A 17,977-nucleotide genomic window follows, 5' to 3' on the forward strand; every position below is an offset into this window, starting at 1 on the left:
GGTGGATGTACCGGCCTCATCGCTGGCAAGCCAGCTCCCACAAAGACTTATGTTGGAAACATAACCTTAGCCACAACATGGCTCCCTGTGGGAGCTGGCTTGCCAGCGATGGGGCCCGCAAATTCACACAAAAACCCGAACCATCACTGCCGTCGATATTCACCATCGCCACGATTGCCTTCCGCCCGCCGCCAACGATAGGCACGATTACCCCATCCGAGACACAACGAGGAGCACACAGCATGATTCATACCCACGTCACCCTCTCCGTGAGTTTCCCGGTGTTCGGCAGCAACTACTACGACCAGCACGCGGTGTCGCACAAAGCGCAGGCGCTGCTGTTCAACGAAGATTTCGAAGATTTGCTGATGCCCGCCGCCACCAATCATTTCAGCAATGAAGTGGTGGGCATCAACGATCAGTTCCGCTTTCTGAGCGACATTCTCGCCACCCATTTGCTGGACATCGAGGCCTCTGTGCCTGCGCGATCCAGCGTCCAGGCGAGCGCTCATTTTTAACAACAAAGGGCGTCCCATTGCGGGACGCCCTTTTCTGTTCAATCAATCATCATCCCGATCACGGTAGTAGCGACGCCCATCGCGGCGATCGTCACGGTCATCCCAACGGCGGTCATGGTCGTAATTACGGCCATGGTCGCGGTCGTAATGCCGGCCATGGCGGTGGTCATCATCAAAATCCGCCACACAGCCACCGAGCAAAACGGCGGCGGTCACGGTCAGCAGCATCGTTGTAGCGCGCTTCATTCAACACTTCCCTAAAACCAAGGTCTTGACGACGGAATCGGCCACGCTGCCCACGCCTTCAGGACGCGGTGCGCGCAGCCGCAGATACGACCGGGCAAATCGAGGTTGATTCACTGGCCACTAGCGACCGTTTGTCGCCCCGCCGGCCCTGTGCGGACGGCGGCGAAATGCCACCTATACTCCTTGCTACCTAGCCCCACGCAATGGATCTGCGCCCTCAATAACAACAAGCAGAGGTGGACCATGGTCTGGCAGCAAATCTACGACCCGTTCGGCAATCCGTTGATCTCCACACTGATGGCCGCCGTGCCGGTGGTGGTGATGCTCGCGGCGCTGGCGTTCTTCCACGTCAAGGCTCACCTCGCAGCGCTGCTGGCGTTGGCATCGGCGCTGTTGATTTCAATCTTCGCCTTCGGCATGCCGGCGAGCATGGCCGGCTCGGCGGCGTTGTTCGGCGCGGCAAATGGCTTGTTGCCGATTGGCTGGATCGTCCTCAACATCATCTTTCTGCATCGCCTGACCACCGAGAACGGCTCGTTCAAAGTGCTACAGGATTCCCTCGCCCGAATCACCGATGACCGTCGTTTGCAGTTGCTGCTGATCGCCTTCTGCTTCGGCGCGTTTTTTGAAGGCGCGGCAGGATTCGGCACTCCAGTGGCGGTCACCGGGGCGATTCTGATCGGGCTCGGCTTTTCGCCATTGGCAGCCTCTGGCCTGGCGCTGATCGCCAACACCGCTCCGGTCGCGTTTGGCGCACTTGGCACGCCGATTATTACCCTGGCAAAAGTCACCGGGCTGGATGAAATGGAGTTGTCGATGATGGTCGGTCGGCAGTTGCCGTTCTTCTCGGTGCTGGTGCCGTTCTGGCTGATCTGGGCCTTTGCCGGTTGGCGCAAAATGCTGGAAATCTGGCCGGCGATTCTGGTGGCCGGCGTCAGTTTCGCCGTGCCGCAGTTTCTCGTGTCGAATTACCACGGGCCGATGCTGGTGGACGTGATCGCCGCACTGATTTCCATGGCCTGCCTGACGCTGTTTTTGAAGGTATGGAAACCGGCGACCATCCACACCTCGGCGGCGCTTTCCGGGCGGGTCGACAACTCGAAAGTCGATGAAGAGAAAGTCAACGCCAGCGCCGCATTCAGCGATCAGGCGCGCCCGGCCATCATGCGTGCGTGGATGCCGTGGATCATCCTCACCGTGTTCGTATTTGCCTGGGGCACGCAGGGTTTCAAAAACATCTTCGACGTGCGTCCGGCGATGGATCCAGTCACCCATTCGGCCAAGCTCGATCCGCAAGGTAAACCAGTCAATGAGGCCAACCCGTTTTTCGCCCCGGCTGTGATCTTCACTTCTTTGCACCTGCAGATCGAAAAAGTCCCGCCGGTGGTGGCCGCGCCGAAGGCTGAAGAAGCCGTGTACAAATTCACCTGGTTCACGGCGACTGGCAGCGGGATATTGCTGGCAGCAATCGTCGGCGGGTTGCTGATGGGCTACTCGATTCCGCAACTGATCAAGCAGTACCTGCGCACGCTGTGGGTGGTGCGTTTTTCGCTGATCACCATTGCGGCGATGCTGGCGCTGGGGTTTCTTACGCGCTACTCGGGGCTTGACGCAACCATGGGGCTGGCGTTTGCGGCGACGGGGATTTTCTACCCGATGTTTGGCACGTTGCTCGGTTGGCTCGGGGTGGCGCTCACCGGCTCCGATACGGCCTCGAACGTGCTGTTTGGCGGTTTACAGCGAGTGACGGCAGAGCAACTCGGCATCAGTCCGGTGCTGATGGCGGCGGCAAACAGTTCGGGTGGCGTGATGGGCAAAATGGTCGATGCGCAGTCGATCGTGGTCGCTTCCACCGCAACCCGTTGGTATGGGCATGAGGGTGAGATTCTGCGCTACGTGTTCTTCCACTCGATCGTGCTGGCAATACTGGTCGGTGGATTGGTGACATTGCAGGCCTACGTGGCGCCGTTCACCTCCATGGTGGTTGGCGGGCATTAAGGTTGGGTGATCTGGCCCCATCGCTGGCAAGCCAGCTCCCACAGAGATTTGTGCTGTAAACACAATCTCACTCACAACATGCAACCCTGTGGGAGCTGGCTTGCCAGCGATGGGGCCATGTCATTCAACACTTAGGTTGGCTGACAGGGCGCTATCGCGAGCAGGCTCACTCCTACATGTAATGCGTGTCGCACCCGCGATTGATGAGCCCTGCGCATAACTCTATAGCGAAAATCCGCAAAAACCTTTTCCTCTCTCCAGCAGTCACTCCTTAACGAGACCGGCGATCACGCTGGCTGCCCGCTTGGGCCATCGACGACCCTGCTGCCCTGATTGAGAGAGAAAAGGAATCGAACCATGACGATTTCCCGACGCGGATTTCTGATCCTCGGCGCCGTGACCGCCACGGCATTCGCGATGCCGCCATTTATCAGCCTCAAGGCCTACGCGGCCAACCTGGAGCAACCGGCCATGAGCAAAGTGACGATCAACGTCAACGGCAAGCCGCGCGCGCTTGATGTCGACACCCGCACCACCCTGCTCGATGCCCTGCGCGAACACCTGCAACTGACCGGCACCAAAAAAGGCTGCGACCACGGCCAATGCGGCGCCTGCACGGTGATTGCCGATGGCCGGCGGATCAATTCGTGCTTGACCCTTGCAGTGATGCACGACGGCAGCGAAGTCACCACCATCGAAGGCCTCGGCATGCCCGACAATTTGCATCCGATGCAAGCCGCGTTCATCAAGCACGACGGCTATCAATGCGGATATTGCACGCCCGGGCAAATCTGCTCGGCAGTGGCTGTCATCAAGGAAATTCGTGACGGCATTCCAAGCCACGTCAGTGACAGCCTCACCGAAGCGCCGCAGTTGATCGCCCGGGAATTTCAAGAGCGCATGAGCGGCAACATCTGCCGTTGCGGCGCCTACTCGAACATCATCGAAGCCATCACTGAAGTCGCGGAGGTGCCAGCATGAGACCGTTCAGCTACAGCCGCGCCGATTCCCCCGCCGCCGCTGCGCAAGCCGCGCAAGTCGAAGGCGCGCGTTTCATTGCCGGCGGCACCAATCTGCTCGACTTGATGAAACTCGACATCGAAACCCCGCTGCACCTGATCGACGTCAACCACTTGGGGCTGGATCAGATCGAAGCCACGCTCGAAGGTGGATTGCGCATCGGCGCGCTGGTGCGCAACACCGATCTGGCCGCCGACCAACGCGTGCGCAAGGATTACGGTTTGCTTTCCCGTGCATTACTTGCCGGTGCTTCCGGACAGCTGCGCAACATGGCGACCACTGCCGGCAACCTGCTGCAACGCACGCGCTGCCCTTACTTCTACGACACCAATCAGGCCTGCAACAAGCGCCAACCCGGTAGCGGTTGCGCGGCGATTGGCGGAGTCAGTCGGCAACTGGGGATCATCGGTGTCAGCGACGCCTGTATCGCCACGCATCCCAGCGACATGGCCATCGCCATGCGTGCCCTCGATGCGCAGATTGAAACGATCAAACCCGACGGCAGCACACGCAGCATCGCCATGGCCGATTTTCATCAGTTGCCAGGTACCACGCCGAACATCGAAACCAGCCTCACGCCCGGCGAATTGATCACCGCCGTGACACTGCCGGCGCCCGTCGGCGGCACACACATTTACCACAAGGTACGCGATCGCTCGTCATACGCGTTCGCCTTGGTTTCGGTCGGCCTGATCCTGCAAAAGGACGGCAGCGGGCGGATTGCGGTCGGCGGCATTGCGCCGAAACCGTGGCGCGTGGAAGCCGCTGAAGCGCTGTTGCCCAAAGGCGCAAAAGCCGTCAGCCAACGTCTCCTCGACGGTGCGACGCCAACCCATGACAACCAATTCAAACTGACCTTGGTGGAGCGCACGCTCGGCTCAGTGTTGGCCCAAGCGAGGGACGAAGCATGAAATTCGACACGCCCGCCACCACCAACCCGATCGACCAGTTGAAGGTCGTCGGCAAAGCCACCGACCGCATCGAAGGTCCGTTGAAAACCTGTGGTCAGGCACCGTACGCTTATGAGCAACATGAGGCCGTGGCCAATCAGGCTTACGGCTTCATGGTCGGCTCGGCCATCGCCAAGGGGCGAATCAACAACATCGATCTGGAGGACGCCAAAGCCGCGCCCGGCGTCCTGGCCATTGTCACCGCCGCCAACGCCGGCAAACTCGGCAAGGGTAAATACAACGCCGCGCCATTGCTGGCCGGGCCCGAGATTCAGCACTATCACCAGGCCGTAGCGCTGGTGGTCGCAGAGACCTTCGAACAGGCCCGCGCCGCTGCGCAAATGGTCAAGGTCGATTACGTTACCGCCGAAGGCAAGTTCGACCTGGCCAGCGTGCGCGACCAAGGCGTCGAGCCGAAAGACGAGTTGCCTGATGTCAAACACGGCGATTTCGCCAAGGCTTTTGCTGCCGCACCGGTGCAGTTCGACCAGACCTATACCACGCCGGATCAGTCCCACGCGATGATGGAGCCGCACGCAACATTGGCCGCGTGGAAAGGCGATCAACTGACTCTGTGGACGTCGAATCAGATGATCGCCTGGAGCGTTGCCGACATCGCTGCCACCCTCGGTTTACCCAAGGAAAAAGTCCGCTTGATTTCGCCCTACATCGGCGGCGGATTCGGCGGCAAACTGTTCATCCGCGCCGACTCCATCCTTGCGGCCCTCGGTGCGCGCATGGCTGGCAGACCGGTGAAGGTCGCCCTCGCCCGCCCGCAGATGGCCAACAACACCACCCACCGCCCCGCCACCATTCAGCACATTCGCATGGGCGCGACGGCGGACGGCAAACTCACCGCGATCGCCCACGAAGGCTGGTCGGGCAACCTCGCAGAAGGCAAGGTCGAAGTTGCGGCGCAGCCTAGCCAATTGCTCTACGCCGCTGAAAATCGTCTGGTCAGCATGCGTCTCTCACCGCTGGATCTGCCAGAAGGCAACTCCATGCGCGCGCCGGGCGAAACCCCGGGGTTGATGGTGCTGGAAATTGCCATGGATGAAATGGCCGAGCAGCTCAAACTCGACCCGATTCAGTTCCGCATCCTCAACGACACTCAAGTCGACCCGGTCAAAACCGACCGGCCATTTTCTCAGCGACAGTTGATCGAATGCCTGCAAGTCGGCGCTGAAAAGTTCGGCTGGAACCAACGCAAAGCACAACCCGGGACACGGCGCGAAGGTCGCTGGTTGATCGGCATGGGCGTGGCAGCGGCGATTCGCAACAACCTGTTGGTCAAGTCCGGCGCGCGGGTACGGCTGGAGCGCGACGGCAGGGTCACGGTGGAAACCGACATGACCGACATCGGCACCGGCAGCTATACGATCATCGCGCAGACAGCAGCGGAAATGATGGGCGTTGAGTTGAAGGATGTGACCGTGCATCTGGGTGATTCGAGCTTCCCCGTTTCGTCCGGCTCCGGTGGGCAATTCGGCGCCAACTGCTCGACCGCCGGCGTCTACGCCGCGTGCATGAAACTGCGCGAGGCAGTAGCCGGCAAGTTGGGTTTGGCAGCAGATCAAGCGGAGTTTGTCGACGGTCAGGTACGAGTAGGCGACAAGCATGTGCCGCTGCGCAATGCGGCGCAAAACGGCGCAATAACCGCCGAGGACGGTATCGAGTTCGCCGACCTTGCCGAGCAGTATCAGCAATCGACTTTTGGCGCGCATTTCGTCGAAGTCGCGGTGGACGCAGCAACCGGCGAGGTGCGCGTGCGGCGGATGTTGGCGGTGTGCGCGGCTGGGCGAATTCTCAACCCGAAAGCGGCGCGCAGTCAGGTGATCGGGGCAATGACCATGGGCGTCGGTGCGGCGTTGATGGAGGAGTTGTCGGTGGACAAAAAGCTCGGCTTTTTCGTCAACCATGACCTGGCCGGATACGAGGTGCCGGTGCATGCCGACATTCCCCATCAGGAGGTGATTTTCCTTGATGAGACCGATCCGATCTCGTCGCCGATGAAGGCCAAAGGGGTCGGTGAGCTGGGCATCTGCGGCGTCAGCGCGGCGGTGGCGAATGCCATCTACAACGCCACTGGAGCGCGGGTACGGGATTACCCGATCACCCTCGATAAAATCCTCTCTTCACTCCCCGAAATGATCTAACTCTGTAGGAGCTGCCGCAGGCTGCGATCTTTTGATCTTGCTTTTAAAAAATCAAAAGTCAAAAGATCGCAGCCTGCGGCAGCTCCTACATGGACCATTAGTCGATCTGTGGGTATTGCTCGGCACTCACCTGCTCCATCCATTCCACCACTTTGCCATCGAGCACTTCAGCAATGGCGATGTGGGTCATGGCCGTGGTCGCTGCCGCCCCGTGCCAATGCTTGGCGCCCGGCGCAATCCACACCGTATCGCCTGGACGAATCTCGCGCACCGGCTGCCCCCATTCCTGCACATACCCCGCCCCGGCGGTGACGATCAATGTCTGTCCCAGCGGATGCGTGTGCCAAGCGGTGCGCGCACCCGGCTCAAAGGTCACCGTCGCGCCACTGACCCGCGCTTCATCAGAGCCCTTGAACGGCGCATCGACGCGCACAGTGCCGGTGAACCAATCCGCCGGGCCACGGGCCGAAGGTTGCGAGCCATTGGGCGTAACGCTCACGCGGGGATTTTCATTGGCCTGTACCTCACCCGCCAGCAGGGACAGGGTCAACGCAGAAGCAGCAATCGGGTTCATGGCAATGTCCTCCTCAGAATCAATGCAATCACTTTACCGACCCGCACTCTTTTGATAATCGACTAGAATTCGAAAAAACTTATGCAGGACACTCATCAATGCTCCGAGAAAACGCCACCGACCTGCTCGCCTTCCTCGCCGTGGCCCGCGAACGCAGCTTCACCAAAGCTGCCGCCAAGCTCGGCGTCTCGCAATCGGCGCTGAGCCACACCATTCGGGCGCTCGAAGCACGCCTCGGCCTGCGCCTGTTGACGCGCACCACGCGCAGCGTTTCTCCCACCGAAGCCGGCGAACACCTGCTGCAAACCATCGGCCCGCGTTTCGAAGAGATCGAAGTGGAACTGGCCGCCCTGAGCAACCTGCGCGAAACCCCGGCGGGCAAGATCCGCATCAACGCCACAGACCATTCGCTGGACTGGCTGCTGCGCCCGGTGCTCAAGGAATTCCTGCCCCGATACCCCGACATCGCCGTCGAAGTCAGCTGCGATTACGGTTTCGTCGACATCGCCGGGCAGGGTTTCGACGCCGGCGTGCGCTTGGGCGAAGACGTGGCGCAAGGCATGATCGCCACGCGCATCGGCCCGGACATGCGCATGGCGGTGGTCGGTTCGCCCGCCTACTTCGCCAAACGCAACGCCCCACAAACCCCACGCGACCTGACCGACCACGCCTGCAACAATCTGCGCCTGCCCACCAATGGCGGGCTCTACAGCTGGGAGTTCGAGAAGGATGGCGAAAGCCTGAAAGTGCGGGTGTCCGGGCAGATCACCTTGAACGGCGTCTACCCGTTGCTTGATGCGGCGCTGGATGGCTTCGGTCTGAGCTACATTCCGGAAAACATCGTTGCACCGTATCTGGCCGACGGGCGCCTGGTGCAAGTGCTGGAGGATTGGTGCCCGACCTTCGCCGGTTACCACCTGTATTACCCGAGCCGGCGCCAGGCAGCACCGGCATTTGCGTTGTTGCTGGAAGCGTTGCGCTATCGTCCCTGACCCCAACCGCCAACCTGCTTTCTGTAGGAGCCGAGCTTGCTCGCGAAGAGGCCATATCAGTCGATATTTTCGCTGACTGATACAGCGCTTTCGCGAGCAAGCTCGGCTCCTGCAGAATTTGTTGCAAGAGTTGGCCCGCGCGCATGGCACAAGCTGGATATCCCCGCAGACTAGCCCAGTAAAGCAATCAACTGATGCCGCTGCGCATCCGTGAGCATCGGCCCGAATCCGGCCCTGACGTTGTCGGCCATATAACGCGGATTGCTCGTCCCCGGAATCACACAGGTCACCGCCGGATGCGCCAGCAGAAACTTCAGTGCCAGTTGCGGCCAGCTGTTGACCTGGACGTCCGACACCCACGCTGGCAGCGGTTTACCCTTGAGCCGGCCCAGCAAACCACCGCCGCCGAACGGCCGATTGCAGATCACCGCGACCCCTCGCTCGCGGCACAGCGGCAGAATCCGCTTCTCGACGCCCCGGTCATCAAGGGCGTAGTTGATTTGCAGAAAATCCAGCTGTTCGGCCTTCAGCACCGCTTCGACTTCATCGTAGGCCGACGGCGTGTAATGAGTGATGCCGATGTAGCGGATGCGCCCCTGCGCTTTCCATTCGCGCAGGGTCGGCAGGTGCGTTTGCCAGTCGAGCAGGTTGTGGATCTGCATCAGGTCAATGCGTTCGGTGCGCAACAGGCTGAACGACTGCTCCATTTGTGCGATGCCCTCCTTGCGCCCGCGTGTCCACACCTTGGTCGCCAGAAACGCCGGCGAACGCGGTTCATGGATCGACAGCAGTTCACCGGTGGTCTGCTCGGCGCGGCCATACATCGGCGAGCTGTCGATCACCGTGCCGCCCTTGGTGAACAGCTCATCGAGTACCGCGGGCAGTTGCCGATAAACCGGGTCGCCCGGCGCCACATCGAAACCGCGATACGTGCCCAGACCGACCAGGGGCAATGACTCTGAGCTGGAGGGGATGGCGCGGGTCTGCATGGCTTGGCCTCGGATAGTCACGGAAGGCGTGGCAGCGGCCAACGCCCGATCAAAAGAGAAGACCGCCGAAACCCCGGCAGCCAGCGTGAGCAATCGGCGACGGGAGTAACCCTCAGTGTGGCTCATGCTGGTTCCCCTGCTGCGTGGATCTGTTGCATGTTGTGTGCGCAGGCTGCCCGGTGAAACCCCTGAACTACACTGCGACAGCAAACCTTCTTGTCCCGTTAAAAGTAGCCGAATGTCCCGAACCCTGATGTCACTCGTCGTATTGATCGTCGCCGTGTACCTGGCGCTGTGTGCGGCGCTGTTCTTTTTTCAGCGCTCGTTGATCTATTTTCCGCAGCCCAGTGCGGTGAATTCGGCAGATTCGCGCCTGAAACTGGCAATGCCCGATGCGGACGTTTGGGTGAGCACGCACGAGCGCGTCGGCGCGCGGGCACTGATCTATTTTGGCGGCAATGCCGAAGACGTCTCGCGCAACGTGCCGGAGTTCGCCGCAGCATTTCCCGATTACGCGTTGTATTTCCTGCACTACCGTGGCTTCGGTGGCAGCGGCGGTTCGCCGTCCGAAGAGGCGATTGCCGAGGATGCCCTGGCGCTGTTTGATCAGGTGTATGCCAGCCATCCGCAAATCGCCGTGGTCGGGCGCAGCCTGGGCTCGGGGGTGGCCGTGCGTCTGGCCAGTCAGCGGCCGGTGCAGAATCTGATTCTGGTGACGCCGTACAACAGCCTCGAAGAAGTCGCCGTGAAACAGTATCCGTGGGTGCCGGTGAAATGGTTGCTCAAGGATCGCTACGAGTCGGGCAAGTACGCCGCGCATTTACGCGTGCCGACGTTGCTGCTGGCGGCGAGTGATGACGAGGTGATAGCGCGGGACAGTACGCAGCGCTTGCTGGAGAATTTCCCCAACGGCGTGGCGACGCTGAAAATCGTGCCGGAATCGGGGCATAACTCGATTTCCGAGCGTCGGGAGTATTGGCGGTGGATGGGGGATGTGTTGAATCGGTGATGTTTTTCCCCTGATGTCCCTCTAGTGCCTGGAATGGCCCCATCGCTGGCAAGCCAGCTCCCACAATTTTTGTGATGAATAGAAATGACGTGTACGACTCAAATCTCTGTGGGAGCTGGCTTGCCAGCGATGAGGCCAGCTAGATAGCCATCAACGCCCCTGAAACACGCAACATGTCGGCGCCATGCAAAGCCTTTATCCGTCTGTGAACCAAGTCCAGAAACCCCAGTCCTATTCGCGCCGCTTTCTGCGGCGCAACCCATTTGAGCGCTGTCTTCCTTCTGAGCCATCCACCCCATGCGCCACGCCGTTCGCTCGTCTCGCCTTGTTTCGCTGTGCCTGCTGATCCTTTCCCCCCTCTTCACCACCATCGCCCACGCCGGTGCAGAACGGCAACTGGTGGCTGCCATCAATGATTACCGCGCTCACCCACAGCGCTGTGATCGGCGCCCCGCCCAACGGCTGGCACCGCTGGCACTGAAATCCAATCTGGTGCTACCCAACGGTTATCGCTACAGCGGCGGCATGCGCGAGGCGCTGAAGTCAGCGGGGTATTCGGCGGTGGCCGTGCGCAGTATCCGCATCGTCGGTGCGCAGGATGCCGAAGAAGCCTTCGACCGACTGCAAAGCGACTATTGCGGTGCATTGCTGGATGCAACCTACGCCGACATCGGCATCCGTCGTACTCGCAGCGAATGGCAAGTGGTGCTGGCCCGCCCGGTGCTCGACAGCCGTGTCGGTGACAATCGCAGTGTCGGCACAGCGTTGCTCGCCGAGGTCAACGCCGCCCGCGCCCGCCCAAGAATGTGCGGCCGCCAGCGTTTCGCGGCGGCGCGACCATTGAGCTGGAATGCGGCGTTGGGCGCAGCGGCTCAGGGCCACAGCAAAGCCATGGCGTACGGCAACTATTTCGCCCACCGCGATCCTGATGGTGATCTGCCGGCGGATCGTGCCAAAGCGGCGGGTTATAGGGGTCGACAGGTCGGCGAAAATATTGCCGCCGGGCAGAGTTCACCGGGCAAGGCGATGGCCGGATGGCTGGCCAGTCCCGGGCATTGCGCCAACCTCATGAACCCGATGTTCACACAGGTCGGCGCCGGTTTTGCCAGTGAGGCGCGCAGCGATGAAGGGGTTTACTGGACAATGCTGTTCGGCGCCCCCTGATTTCCCTTCCAATGTAGGAGCTGCCGCAGGCTGCGATCTTTTGATGTTGTTTTTCAAGATCAAAAGAATACGTTCGTGCGCTTGATCGGCCTACCCGAATGCCGCACCCTTTGCGCGTTTTTTTCCAATGGATGGATCCCTGTATGCCAATCGAGCGTCAGCCGTATTTCAGTGCGCGCCACTACGAAAACTTCTTCAAAGAACACGATGAGGTGATCGAGTTTTGCAAGACCAACCGATTCCAGTCCGACTCCGACGAAGAAGAAGCCTCCCTGCGTGCGAGACACATGCAGGGCCTCGCCCTGGATAAGCTACTGGCGACTTACACGGCCGGAGAAGCCATCGAGTTACTGGTGCCATTGCTTGAGGATGTGATTGAAAAGTATGAAGTGGTCCAGCGTGCGCTAGAGATTTATAACGAACTTGAACATATTTCCCCGCTGGCGATCGATGACTGGCCAGACCAGTATCAAGAAGCGGTTCAAGTCATGGGGCTGTGCATTTTGTTGCACCGCCACGACTTGCTGGCACGCTTCGTCAAACTGCTGGACCAAGCTGGTTATGCCGGCGATGACACGCTGTATGAGGATCTGCTGACAAAAGTGCTGCCGGGGCGGCATGACATCGATCAGTGGTATCACGACGCCTATACGCCGCTTGTTCAGGCGATTTACGTGGAGACGGCTGAGGCGGCTTCGGCGCGCCTGGATGAGTTTTGCCAGGGCTGGTACGCGTCCTTCGAACACGCTCCCTGGCATGACACTCACTTGCAGGGCGAGTGCGGCAACTTCGTCGGTTACTGGGCGATCGAAGCGGCAGCCATTGCCTTTTTGTACAACATCGATGACAGCAAAATCGATCACATGTTCTACCCGAAAGACCTGATCGAGTACGCACGCAATCATTGAGGCGATGCACGTTGCAATCAGGCGCAAGGCGCACATCACGACCTTGCGCTGAACTCAATCAAGCAACCCGGCGTTCTTCAGCAGCGCCTCCAGCCCCACCGGCACCAACGGCGTCTGTTCGCTGAAGCTGGCGCTGTCATGCCAGCGCACGGTGAAGGCAGCGCCGTCACTTTCATGCCCCTCAAGGTGGGATCGCTCATAGAGGCTGGAATCGGCGAAGTGAGCGTCATAGACCTGGACGATCTCGTGGCCGGGCGTGCCGTTGTAGACGAACAGACTTTCGAGCGTCCCGAGCAGTTGAAGCGCGGTCATCGCAAAGCCCAACTCCTCCTCGACTTCTCGGGCAATTGCCTGGGCGCTGGTTTCGCCGAATTCGATGCCACCGCCGACAGGCCGGTAGATCGTCTGCTGTGTGACGGGGTCGTGAAACTGATTGACGAGGATCCGGCCTTTGTCATGAAAGACGCAGAGTGCGAGCGCGCGAATACGTTGTTCGGCCATGAGTGTGAAGTCCATTTGCAGTTTTTTGGGCGCGGCATTAAAACATGATTAATGCGCCCCAATCCGTGAACTTCACACGCTCAGACGTCGTTGTGAGGTCAGACCGGAGAAATGGTTGCCAGCATGCCGATCAGAATGGTCAATGTCAGAAATCCACCGAGAAAAAAAGCCATCTTGTTCATGTTGCTCTCTCCATTGCTGAGCTTGCGGTGCACCGGACGCTTCGGGATGAAGAACTGTCGCGAGTGACCGGACTGCGCAGCTATTCTGAGCCTGTGACTGAACCGGTTACAGAGGCAGATTGAAGCGAAAAAAGCGTATCAGATGACATCTGATCCTGCCGAGGCTGGGATTTTTTGATCTTTTCTTTCCAGATTGAAAGTCAAAAGATCGCAGCCTGCGGCAGCTCCTACAGGTGTGCATGGGGGGATATTCAGGGGATAGCAACAAGGTTGCCTTGTTGGCGTGTTGATCTAGAGTCATCGCCATCGTCTGAACAACAACAAAAATAACCGGAGTGCACATGACTGAGCTGAAGCTGCAAGCCAACGTTGCAGAATCCCTGAACCGCTGGCACGAGATGATCCGCACCGGCAACTTGAGCGCCCTGCCCGAGCTGCTCGATGCGCAAGCCGTGTTTCGCTCGCCAATGGCACACACGCCCTATCCCGGCGCACCGGTGGTGTCGATGATCCTCAATACGGTGTTCGAGGTGTTTGAGGACTTCCACTACCACCGTGAACTGGCGACAGCGGATGGTTTGAACGTGGTTCTGGAATTCAGCGCCAAGGTGGGAGCGAAGGAGCTCAAAGGCATCGACATGATTCGTTTTGATGAGCACGGCAAGATTGTCGAGTTTGAAGTGATGGTGCGGCCGCTGAGCGGATTGCAGGCGCTGGGTGAAGAGATGGGCCGTCGACTCGGCGCGTACCTCGCCTCCGCCAAACCCTGAATGGACCTGTAGGCGCTGCCGAAGGCTGCGATCTTTTGATCTTAAAAACAAGATCAAAAGATCGCAGCCTTCGGCAGCTCCTACAGGGGGACAGTGCATAAAAAAACCCACTGACCGTCGCCGGTTCAGTGGGTTTTGTGTGTCAGGGGTCTAGTTACAGAGCCATGTCACGTGCAGCGTTTTCCTTCGGTGCTTCAGCTTTTTCAGCAGCAGGTGCGGCCGGAGCAGCTACCTGACCGATGACTGGAGGCGTCGGCAGTTCGAGGATCTTGGCGGTGTAAGCCCATTCTGCAGCCACTTTGGCTGGATCGCTGTTCAGCTGAGTGCCGTAGCTTGGCACGATCTGATGCAGCTTGGTTTGCCATTCTGGGCTAGCCACTTTGTCTTTGAAGACTTTCTGCAGCACGCTCAGCATGATCGGAGCAGCGGTCGACGCGCCTGGCGATGCGCCCAGCAGGCCGGCGATGGAGCCGTCTTGTGCAGCAACAATTTCGGTGCCCAGTTTCAGCACGCCGCCAGCGGCTTCATCACGCTTGATGATTTGCACGCGTTGGCCGGCTTGCCACAGGCGCCAGTCTTCGGCTTTGGCGTTCGGGAAGTATTCCTTCAGCGCGTTCATGCGGTCTTCATCCGACAGCATCAGTTGGCCAGCCAGGTACTCGACCAGCGGGTATTCCTTGATGCCGACCTTGGTCATAGGCCAGATGTTGTGGGTGGTGGTGCTGGTCAGCAGGTCCAGGTACGAACCTTCCTTGAGGAACTTGGTGCTGAAGGTCGCGAATGGGCCAAACAGGATCACGCGCTTGCCGTCCAGAACACGGGTATCCAGGTGCGGAACGGACATCGGCGGTGCGCCAACCGAGGCTTTACCGTAGGCCTTGGCCAAGTGCTGTTCAGCGATGGTCGGGTTATCGGTCACCAGGAACGAGCCGCCTACCGGGAAGCCAGCGTATTCCTTGGCTTCAGGAATGCCCGACTTCTGCAGCAGGTGCAGTGCACCGCCGCCAGCGCCGATGAACACGAACTTGGCGTCGGTTTCGGTTTTAGTGCCGTCTTTCAGGTTTTTGTAGCTGACACGCCAAGTGCCATCGGCATTCTTGGTGATGTCCTCGACTTCGCTCGACAGTTTCAGATCGAAGTTAGGCTTGGTTTGCAGGTGGGCAGCGAACTGGCGGGTGATTTCGCCGAAGTTCATGTCGGTACCCAGCGGGCTCCAGGTGGCCGCGATTTTCTGGTTCGGGTCACGCCCTTCCATCATCAGCGGAACCCACTTCTTGATCACAGCCGGGTCTTCGGAGTACTGCATGCCGGCGAACAGCGGGCTCGCTTGCAGGGCTTCGTAGCGCTTTTTCAGGAACTTGATGTTGTCATCACCCCACACGAAGCTCATGTGCGGCGTGGTGTTGATGAACGAGCGAGGGTTCTTCAGAACGCCTTGCTGAACCTGCCAGGCCCAGAACTGACGGGACACCTGGAACGCTTCGTTGATCTCGACGGCTTTCGGGATCGTCACGTTGCCTTTGTCGTCTTCCGGGGTGTAGTTCAGCTCAGCCAGAGCCGAGTGACCGGTACCGGCGTTGTTCCAGCCGTTGGAGCTTTCCAGGGCGACGCCATCAAGGCGCTCGACCATTTCCATCGACCAGCTTGGCTCCAGCTCATTGATCCACACACCGAGGGTGGTGCTCATGATGCCGCCGCCGATCAGCAGAACGTCGACTTTCTTTGCTTCGTCAGCATTGGCGGATGTCATCCCCATCGCCAAAGCCAGACCCAGCAGGGCTGTGTTCACTTTTTTAAACATCTGTTGCACCTATGATAAAACGCCTTCCGCCCGCCGCTGTTATCTGTATGCGATCCGCTTTGATGACGCTCAGGCTAGCGTCGCAGATTCCGGCACACTTCAATTTTGACGGGTGGGCACACAAGGCCGACGTGCTGCATCGACCTCAGTTAATGTCCCTTCTGAACTGACTTTTTATCATTATTGGCTTCAGCTACTTGAGCGACAGGGATTCCGTCAGCCCGCCCGAAGGCAAGCAAACTGAATTAGGTCAAACCAAGTTGGCGCGCAGAATATCACGTCAGGGCAAACCCGCGCGTCTGTTCCCGACTTGAGAGTCTTTTTCCGCTCAGGGGCTTATCGGCCGATAGCAGCTGAACATGACCGTGTGTTTTATCAATAGCGTCAGGGTGACTGGTCTGGCCTCATCGCGGGCAAGCCCGCTCCCACAAAGTTTGATGGTGTTACCAGGTTTGTATTTACACCGCAGAAACTGTGGGAGCGGGCTTGCCCGCGATGGCGTCAGGCCCGACACCATAGAACCGCCCTGCTGTCACAACCGAAACCGATCCACCGACTGCGCCAGCTGCCCTGCCAGGCTCGACAACTCATCGGTGGTTGTCGCCGTTTGCCCGATCACCCGGCTGTTGCCCTCCGACATTCCGGCAATCATTTCCACCTGGTGGGCAATCTCGTTACTGGCCTGACTCTGCTCGCCAATCGTGCGGGTGATGTCGTTGACCAGTTGCGTCGTGCTCAACGTGGCGTCGAGGATTTCGCGGATCGCCCGCTCGACATCCGCCGTCACCGCCATGCCTTTGTCGACCTGCGCCACCCCCGCTTCCATGCTGCTGACTGCCTCGCGCGTGCTGCTTTGAATACGCGCGACCATCGCGGCGATTTCCTGGGTAGAAGCACTGGTGCGCGCTGCCAGACTGCGCACTTCGTCGGCCACCACGGCAAAGCCCCGACCCTGTTCTCCCGCGCGAGCGGCTTCGATCGCGGCATTGAGCGCCAGCAGGTTGGTCTGGTCGGCAATGCTCTTGATCACCTGAATGATGTTGAAGATGCCTTCGGATTCCTGATCCAGCGTGCGGATCACCTGTGCCGACTGTTGCGCCGAACGGGCGATGTCATCCATGTCACTGACCACTTGATGAATCACCCCGCCGCCCTCCTTGGCAAGGTTTTCGGCCTGGCTGGCCATGCTCAAGGCACGTTCGGCGTGGCGGGTGATTTCCTCGATGCTCGCGGTCATCTGGCTGGCCGCGGCAGCCATGGTGCTGGCGGCGACACTTTGCTGCTGACTGCTGTCCGCGACCTGATGGCAACCGTGACTGAGCTGCTCGCTCATGCCGCTGACGCCATGGGCATTGCTGCGTACCACGTCGATCATGTTGCGCAAATCCCGCTGCATGGTTGCCAGCGTACGAATCAGGGCGCTGGCTTCGTCCTTGCCGGTTGGCTCGTTGATCGGCTCGCTCAGATTACCGTGGGCGATGCTCTCGGCGATGCGGCTGGCGGTTTGCAACGGCCCCGTGATGCTGCGAATCACCCAGCGCCCTTCCACCATTAACAGCAGCAAACCGGCGAGCAACACGACAGCGAGGGCGATGTTGGCGTTGCGGATGGCAGCTTCAGTGGCTTCGCTGGTTTGCCGGGTATTGCTTTCAATCAACTCGCTCAACGCGGCCATCTGCGTTTCGAGCTGGCTGAAGGCGCTGTTGAACGTGCCGAGTTCCTGCTGCGCAGCCTGCGGATTGTCCAGCGCCAGACCGACAATCCGTTCACCGGCATTGATGTAGGTGTCGAGGCTCGGCTTGATCTGCTCCAACGCCGTGCGCAACGTCGGGTTGATCGGCAGCTTGAGATTCTCCTCCAGCACTTCACGGAAATGCCCCGCATGCTCGTCTATCGAGTCTCGCGCTTCGACTGCCGTGCTGGTGCTTTTGCCCAGCCCGACCAGCATTGCCGAGTAGACATCGGCGCGCAGGGCGTCGTGCATCATGTCGGCTTCCATGTGGTTGCGCAGCGCGCTCATGCTGACCGCGTTATCGCTGACTGCCGTGGCCATCCGCTGATTGCCGACATAGCTGACCAGACTGACCAGCAACGCCGTCAGCAGGCTAGTAACAATCAGCAACACTAAACGCAGTTTGATCGACACCGGGTTTTCCTCCTTGGTCACGCCCGTAAACGCTTGTCAGACCTTCAGTTAAG

General features: G+C 59.6%; 16 protein-coding genes and 1 pseudogene. 10 read left to right on the forward strand and 7 right to left on the reverse strand.

Features of this window, described 5'->3' with window-relative positions:
- Window positions 1-242 precede the first annotated feature (242 nt).
- Window positions 243-518, forward strand: a complete 276-nt coding sequence (locus ACQ4MY_RS19840; protein ID WP_008086894.1) for a hypothetical protein — start codon at window positions 243-245, stop codon at window positions 516-518.
- A gap of 42 nt (window positions 519-560) precedes the next feature.
- Here ACQ4MY_RS19840 and ACQ4MY_RS19845 read toward each other — a convergent pair whose 3' ends face one another.
- Entirely contained in the window at window positions 561-764 is a 204-nt protein-coding gene (locus tag ACQ4MY_RS19845; RefSeq protein WP_007918829.1) for a hypothetical protein, read from the reverse strand.
- Between the two features lie 243 nt (window positions 765-1,007).
- Here ACQ4MY_RS19845 and ACQ4MY_RS19850 point away from each other — a divergent pair, with 243 nt between their 5' ends.
- The 4 genes from ACQ4MY_RS19850 (at window position 1,008) to paoC (ending at window position 6,888) form a co-directional block, all read left to right on the forward strand.
- Window positions 1,008-2,762: an L-lactate permease gene (locus ACQ4MY_RS19850; protein WP_440096214.1), complete on the forward strand. Its 1,755-nt coding sequence runs from the start codon at window positions 1,008-1,010 to the stop codon at window positions 2,760-2,762.
- A gap of 357 nt (window positions 2,763-3,119) precedes the next feature.
- Window positions 3,120-3,743, forward strand: a complete 624-nt coding sequence (gene paoA / locus ACQ4MY_RS19855; protein ID WP_440096215.1) for an aldehyde dehydrogenase iron-sulfur subunit PaoA — start codon at window positions 3,120-3,122, stop codon at window positions 3,741-3,743.
- Window positions 3,740-4,693 carry an FAD binding domain-containing protein gene (locus ACQ4MY_RS19860; protein WP_440096216.1) on the forward strand — a complete coding sequence of 318 codons (954 nt, stop codon included), beginning with the start codon at window positions 3,740-3,742 and terminating at the stop codon, window positions 4,691-4,693. Before paoA ends, ACQ4MY_RS19860 begins: the two co-directional genes overlap by 4 nt.
- Window positions 4,690-6,888, forward strand: coding sequence for an aldehyde oxidoreductase molybdenum-binding subunit PaoC (paoC, locus tag ACQ4MY_RS19865; protein ID WP_440096217.1), 2,199 nt, complete (start codon window positions 4,690-4,692; stop codon window positions 6,886-6,888). Before ACQ4MY_RS19860 ends, paoC begins: the two co-directional genes overlap by 4 nt.
- A gap of 97 nt (window positions 6,889-6,985) precedes the next feature.
- Here the strand turns inward: paoC and ACQ4MY_RS19870 are convergent, their stop codons facing one another.
- Entirely contained in the window at window positions 6,986-7,462 is a 477-nt protein-coding gene (locus ACQ4MY_RS19870) for a (R)-mandelonitrile lyase (protein ID WP_440096218.1), read from the reverse strand.
- Window positions 7,463-7,560: 98 nt separating this feature from the next.
- Between ACQ4MY_RS19870 and ACQ4MY_RS19875 the strand changes: the two genes are divergently transcribed.
- Window positions 7,561-8,454, forward strand: a complete 894-nt coding sequence (locus ACQ4MY_RS19875) for a LysR family transcriptional regulator (RefSeq protein WP_008086885.1) — start codon at window positions 7,561-7,563, stop codon at window positions 8,452-8,454.
- Between the two features lie 170 nt (window positions 8,455-8,624).
- Here ACQ4MY_RS19875 and ACQ4MY_RS19880 read toward each other — a convergent pair whose 3' ends face one another.
- The gene (locus tag ACQ4MY_RS19880) at window positions 8,625-9,569 is read right to left on the reverse strand and encodes an aldo/keto reductase (protein WP_440096219.1); all 945 of its coding nucleotides are present in this window, start codon (window positions 9,567-9,569) and stop codon (window positions 8,625-8,627) included.
- A 112-nt stretch (window positions 9,570-9,681) separates the two neighbouring features.
- Here ACQ4MY_RS19880 and ACQ4MY_RS19885 point away from each other — a divergent pair, with 112 nt between their 5' ends.
- The 3 genes from ACQ4MY_RS19885 (at window position 9,682) to ACQ4MY_RS19895 (ending at window position 12,524) form a co-directional block, all read left to right on the forward strand.
- Window positions 9,682-10,452 carry an alpha/beta hydrolase gene (locus ACQ4MY_RS19885; protein ID WP_440096220.1) on the forward strand — a complete coding sequence of 257 codons (771 nt, stop codon included), beginning with the start codon at window positions 9,682-9,684 and terminating at the stop codon, window positions 10,450-10,452.
- 297 nt (window positions 10,453-10,749) lie between these two features.
- Complete coding sequence (locus ACQ4MY_RS19890; RefSeq protein ID WP_440096221.1) at window positions 10,750-11,616, forward strand: CAP domain-containing protein; 867 nt, start codon at window positions 10,750-10,752, stop codon at window positions 11,614-11,616.
- Window positions 11,617-11,759: 143 nt separating this feature from the next.
- Complete coding sequence (locus ACQ4MY_RS19895; protein WP_440096222.1) at window positions 11,760-12,524, forward strand: PoNe immunity protein domain-containing protein; 765 nt, start codon at window positions 11,760-11,762, stop codon at window positions 12,522-12,524.
- Between the two features lie 54 nt (window positions 12,525-12,578).
- On the opposite strand, the gene ACQ4MY_RS19900 is transcribed toward ACQ4MY_RS19895, so the two are convergent.
- Entirely contained in the window at window positions 12,579-13,025 is a 447-nt protein-coding gene (locus ACQ4MY_RS19900; RefSeq protein WP_008086879.1) for an NUDIX hydrolase, read from the reverse strand.
- A 523-nt stretch (window positions 13,026-13,548) separates the two neighbouring features.
- Here ACQ4MY_RS19900 and ACQ4MY_RS19905 point away from each other — a divergent pair.
- The gene (locus tag ACQ4MY_RS19905; protein ID WP_158834446.1) at window positions 13,549-13,977 is read left to right on the forward strand and encodes a nuclear transport factor 2 family protein; all 429 of its coding nucleotides are present in this window, start codon (window positions 13,549-13,551) and stop codon (window positions 13,975-13,977) included.
- A gap of 154 nt (window positions 13,978-14,131) precedes the next feature.
- Here ACQ4MY_RS19905 and mqo read toward each other — a convergent pair whose 3' ends face one another.
- The 3 genes and pseudogenes from mqo to ACQ4MY_RS19920 all read right to left on the reverse strand — a co-directional run.
- Complete coding sequence (gene mqo / locus ACQ4MY_RS19910; protein WP_008082399.1) at window positions 14,132-15,778, reverse strand: malate dehydrogenase (quinone); 1,647 nt, start codon at window positions 15,776-15,778, stop codon at window positions 14,132-14,134.
- A 532-nt stretch (window positions 15,779-16,310) separates the two neighbouring features.
- Complete coding sequence (locus tag ACQ4MY_RS19915; RefSeq protein WP_440096247.1) at window positions 16,311-17,174, reverse strand: methyl-accepting chemotaxis protein; 864 nt, start codon at window positions 17,172-17,174, stop codon at window positions 16,311-16,313.
- Window positions 17,169-17,945: pseudogene (locus ACQ4MY_RS19920) on the reverse strand (MCP four helix bundle domain-containing protein); the annotation flags it as partial. The gene ACQ4MY_RS19915 and the pseudogene ACQ4MY_RS19920, both read right to left, overlap by 6 nt.
- Window positions 17,946-17,977: the final 32 nt, after the last annotated feature.

The sequence above is a fragment of the Pseudomonas sp. SM4 genome, assembly GCF_051913165.1.
In the GTDB taxonomy this organism is placed as follows: domain Bacteria; phylum Pseudomonadota; class Gammaproteobacteria; order Pseudomonadales; family Pseudomonadaceae; genus Aquipseudomonas.

Excerpts from the sequence above, each read along its gene's own strand:
- ACQ4MY_RS19860 (WP_440096216.1), top strand. The coding sequence starts at position 3,740 with ATGAGACCGTTCAGCTACAGCCGCGCCGATTCCCCCGCCGCCGCTGCG.
- ACQ4MY_RS19875 (WP_008086885.1), top strand. The coding sequence starts at position 7,561 with ATGCTCCGAGAAAACGCCACCGACCTGCTCGCCTTCCTCGCCGTGGCC.
- ACQ4MY_RS19915 (WP_440096247.1), bottom strand. The coding sequence starts at position 17,174 with ATGCAGCGGGATTTGCGCAACATGATCGACGTGGTACGCAGCAATGCC.
- ACQ4MY_RS19900 (WP_008086879.1), bottom strand. The coding sequence starts at position 13,025 with ATGGCCGAACAACGTATTCGCGCGCTCGCACTCTGCGTCTTTCATGAC.
- ACQ4MY_RS19840 (WP_008086894.1), top strand. The coding sequence starts at position 243 with ATGATTCATACCCACGTCACCCTCTCCGTGAGTTTCCCGGTGTTCGGC.
- ACQ4MY_RS19870 (WP_440096218.1), bottom strand. The coding sequence starts at position 7,462 with ATGAACCCGATTGCTGCTTCTGCGTTGACCCTGTCCCTGCTGGCGGGT.
- paoC (WP_440096217.1), top strand. The coding sequence starts at position 4,690 with ATGAAATTCGACACGCCCGCCACCACCAACCCGATCGACCAGTTGAAG.
- ACQ4MY_RS19885 (WP_440096220.1), top strand. The coding sequence starts at position 9,682 with ATGTCCCGAACCCTGATGTCACTCGTCGTATTGATCGTCGCCGTGTAC.
- ACQ4MY_RS19905 (WP_158834446.1), top strand. The coding sequence starts at position 13,549 with ATGACTGAGCTGAAGCTGCAAGCCAACGTTGCAGAATCCCTGAACCGC.
- ACQ4MY_RS19890 (WP_440096221.1), top strand. The coding sequence starts at position 10,750 with ATGCGCCACGCCGTTCGCTCGTCTCGCCTTGTTTCGCTGTGCCTGCTG.
- ACQ4MY_RS19895 (WP_440096222.1), top strand. The coding sequence starts at position 11,760 with ATGCCAATCGAGCGTCAGCCGTATTTCAGTGCGCGCCACTACGAAAAC.
- mqo (WP_008082399.1), bottom strand. The coding sequence starts at position 15,778 with ATGTTTAAAAAAGTGAACACAGCCCTGCTGGGTCTGGCTTTGGCGATG.
- ACQ4MY_RS19880 (WP_440096219.1), bottom strand. The coding sequence starts at position 9,569 with ATGAGCCACACTGAGGGTTACTCCCGTCGCCGATTGCTCACGCTGGCT.
- paoA (WP_440096215.1), top strand. The coding sequence starts at position 3,120 with ATGACGATTTCCCGACGCGGATTTCTGATCCTCGGCGCCGTGACCGCC.
- ACQ4MY_RS19845 (WP_007918829.1), bottom strand. The coding sequence starts at position 764 with ATGAAGCGCGCTACAACGATGCTGCTGACCGTGACCGCCGCCGTTTTG.
- ACQ4MY_RS19850 (WP_440096214.1), top strand. The coding sequence starts at position 1,008 with ATGGTCTGGCAGCAAATCTACGACCCGTTCGGCAATCCGTTGATCTCC.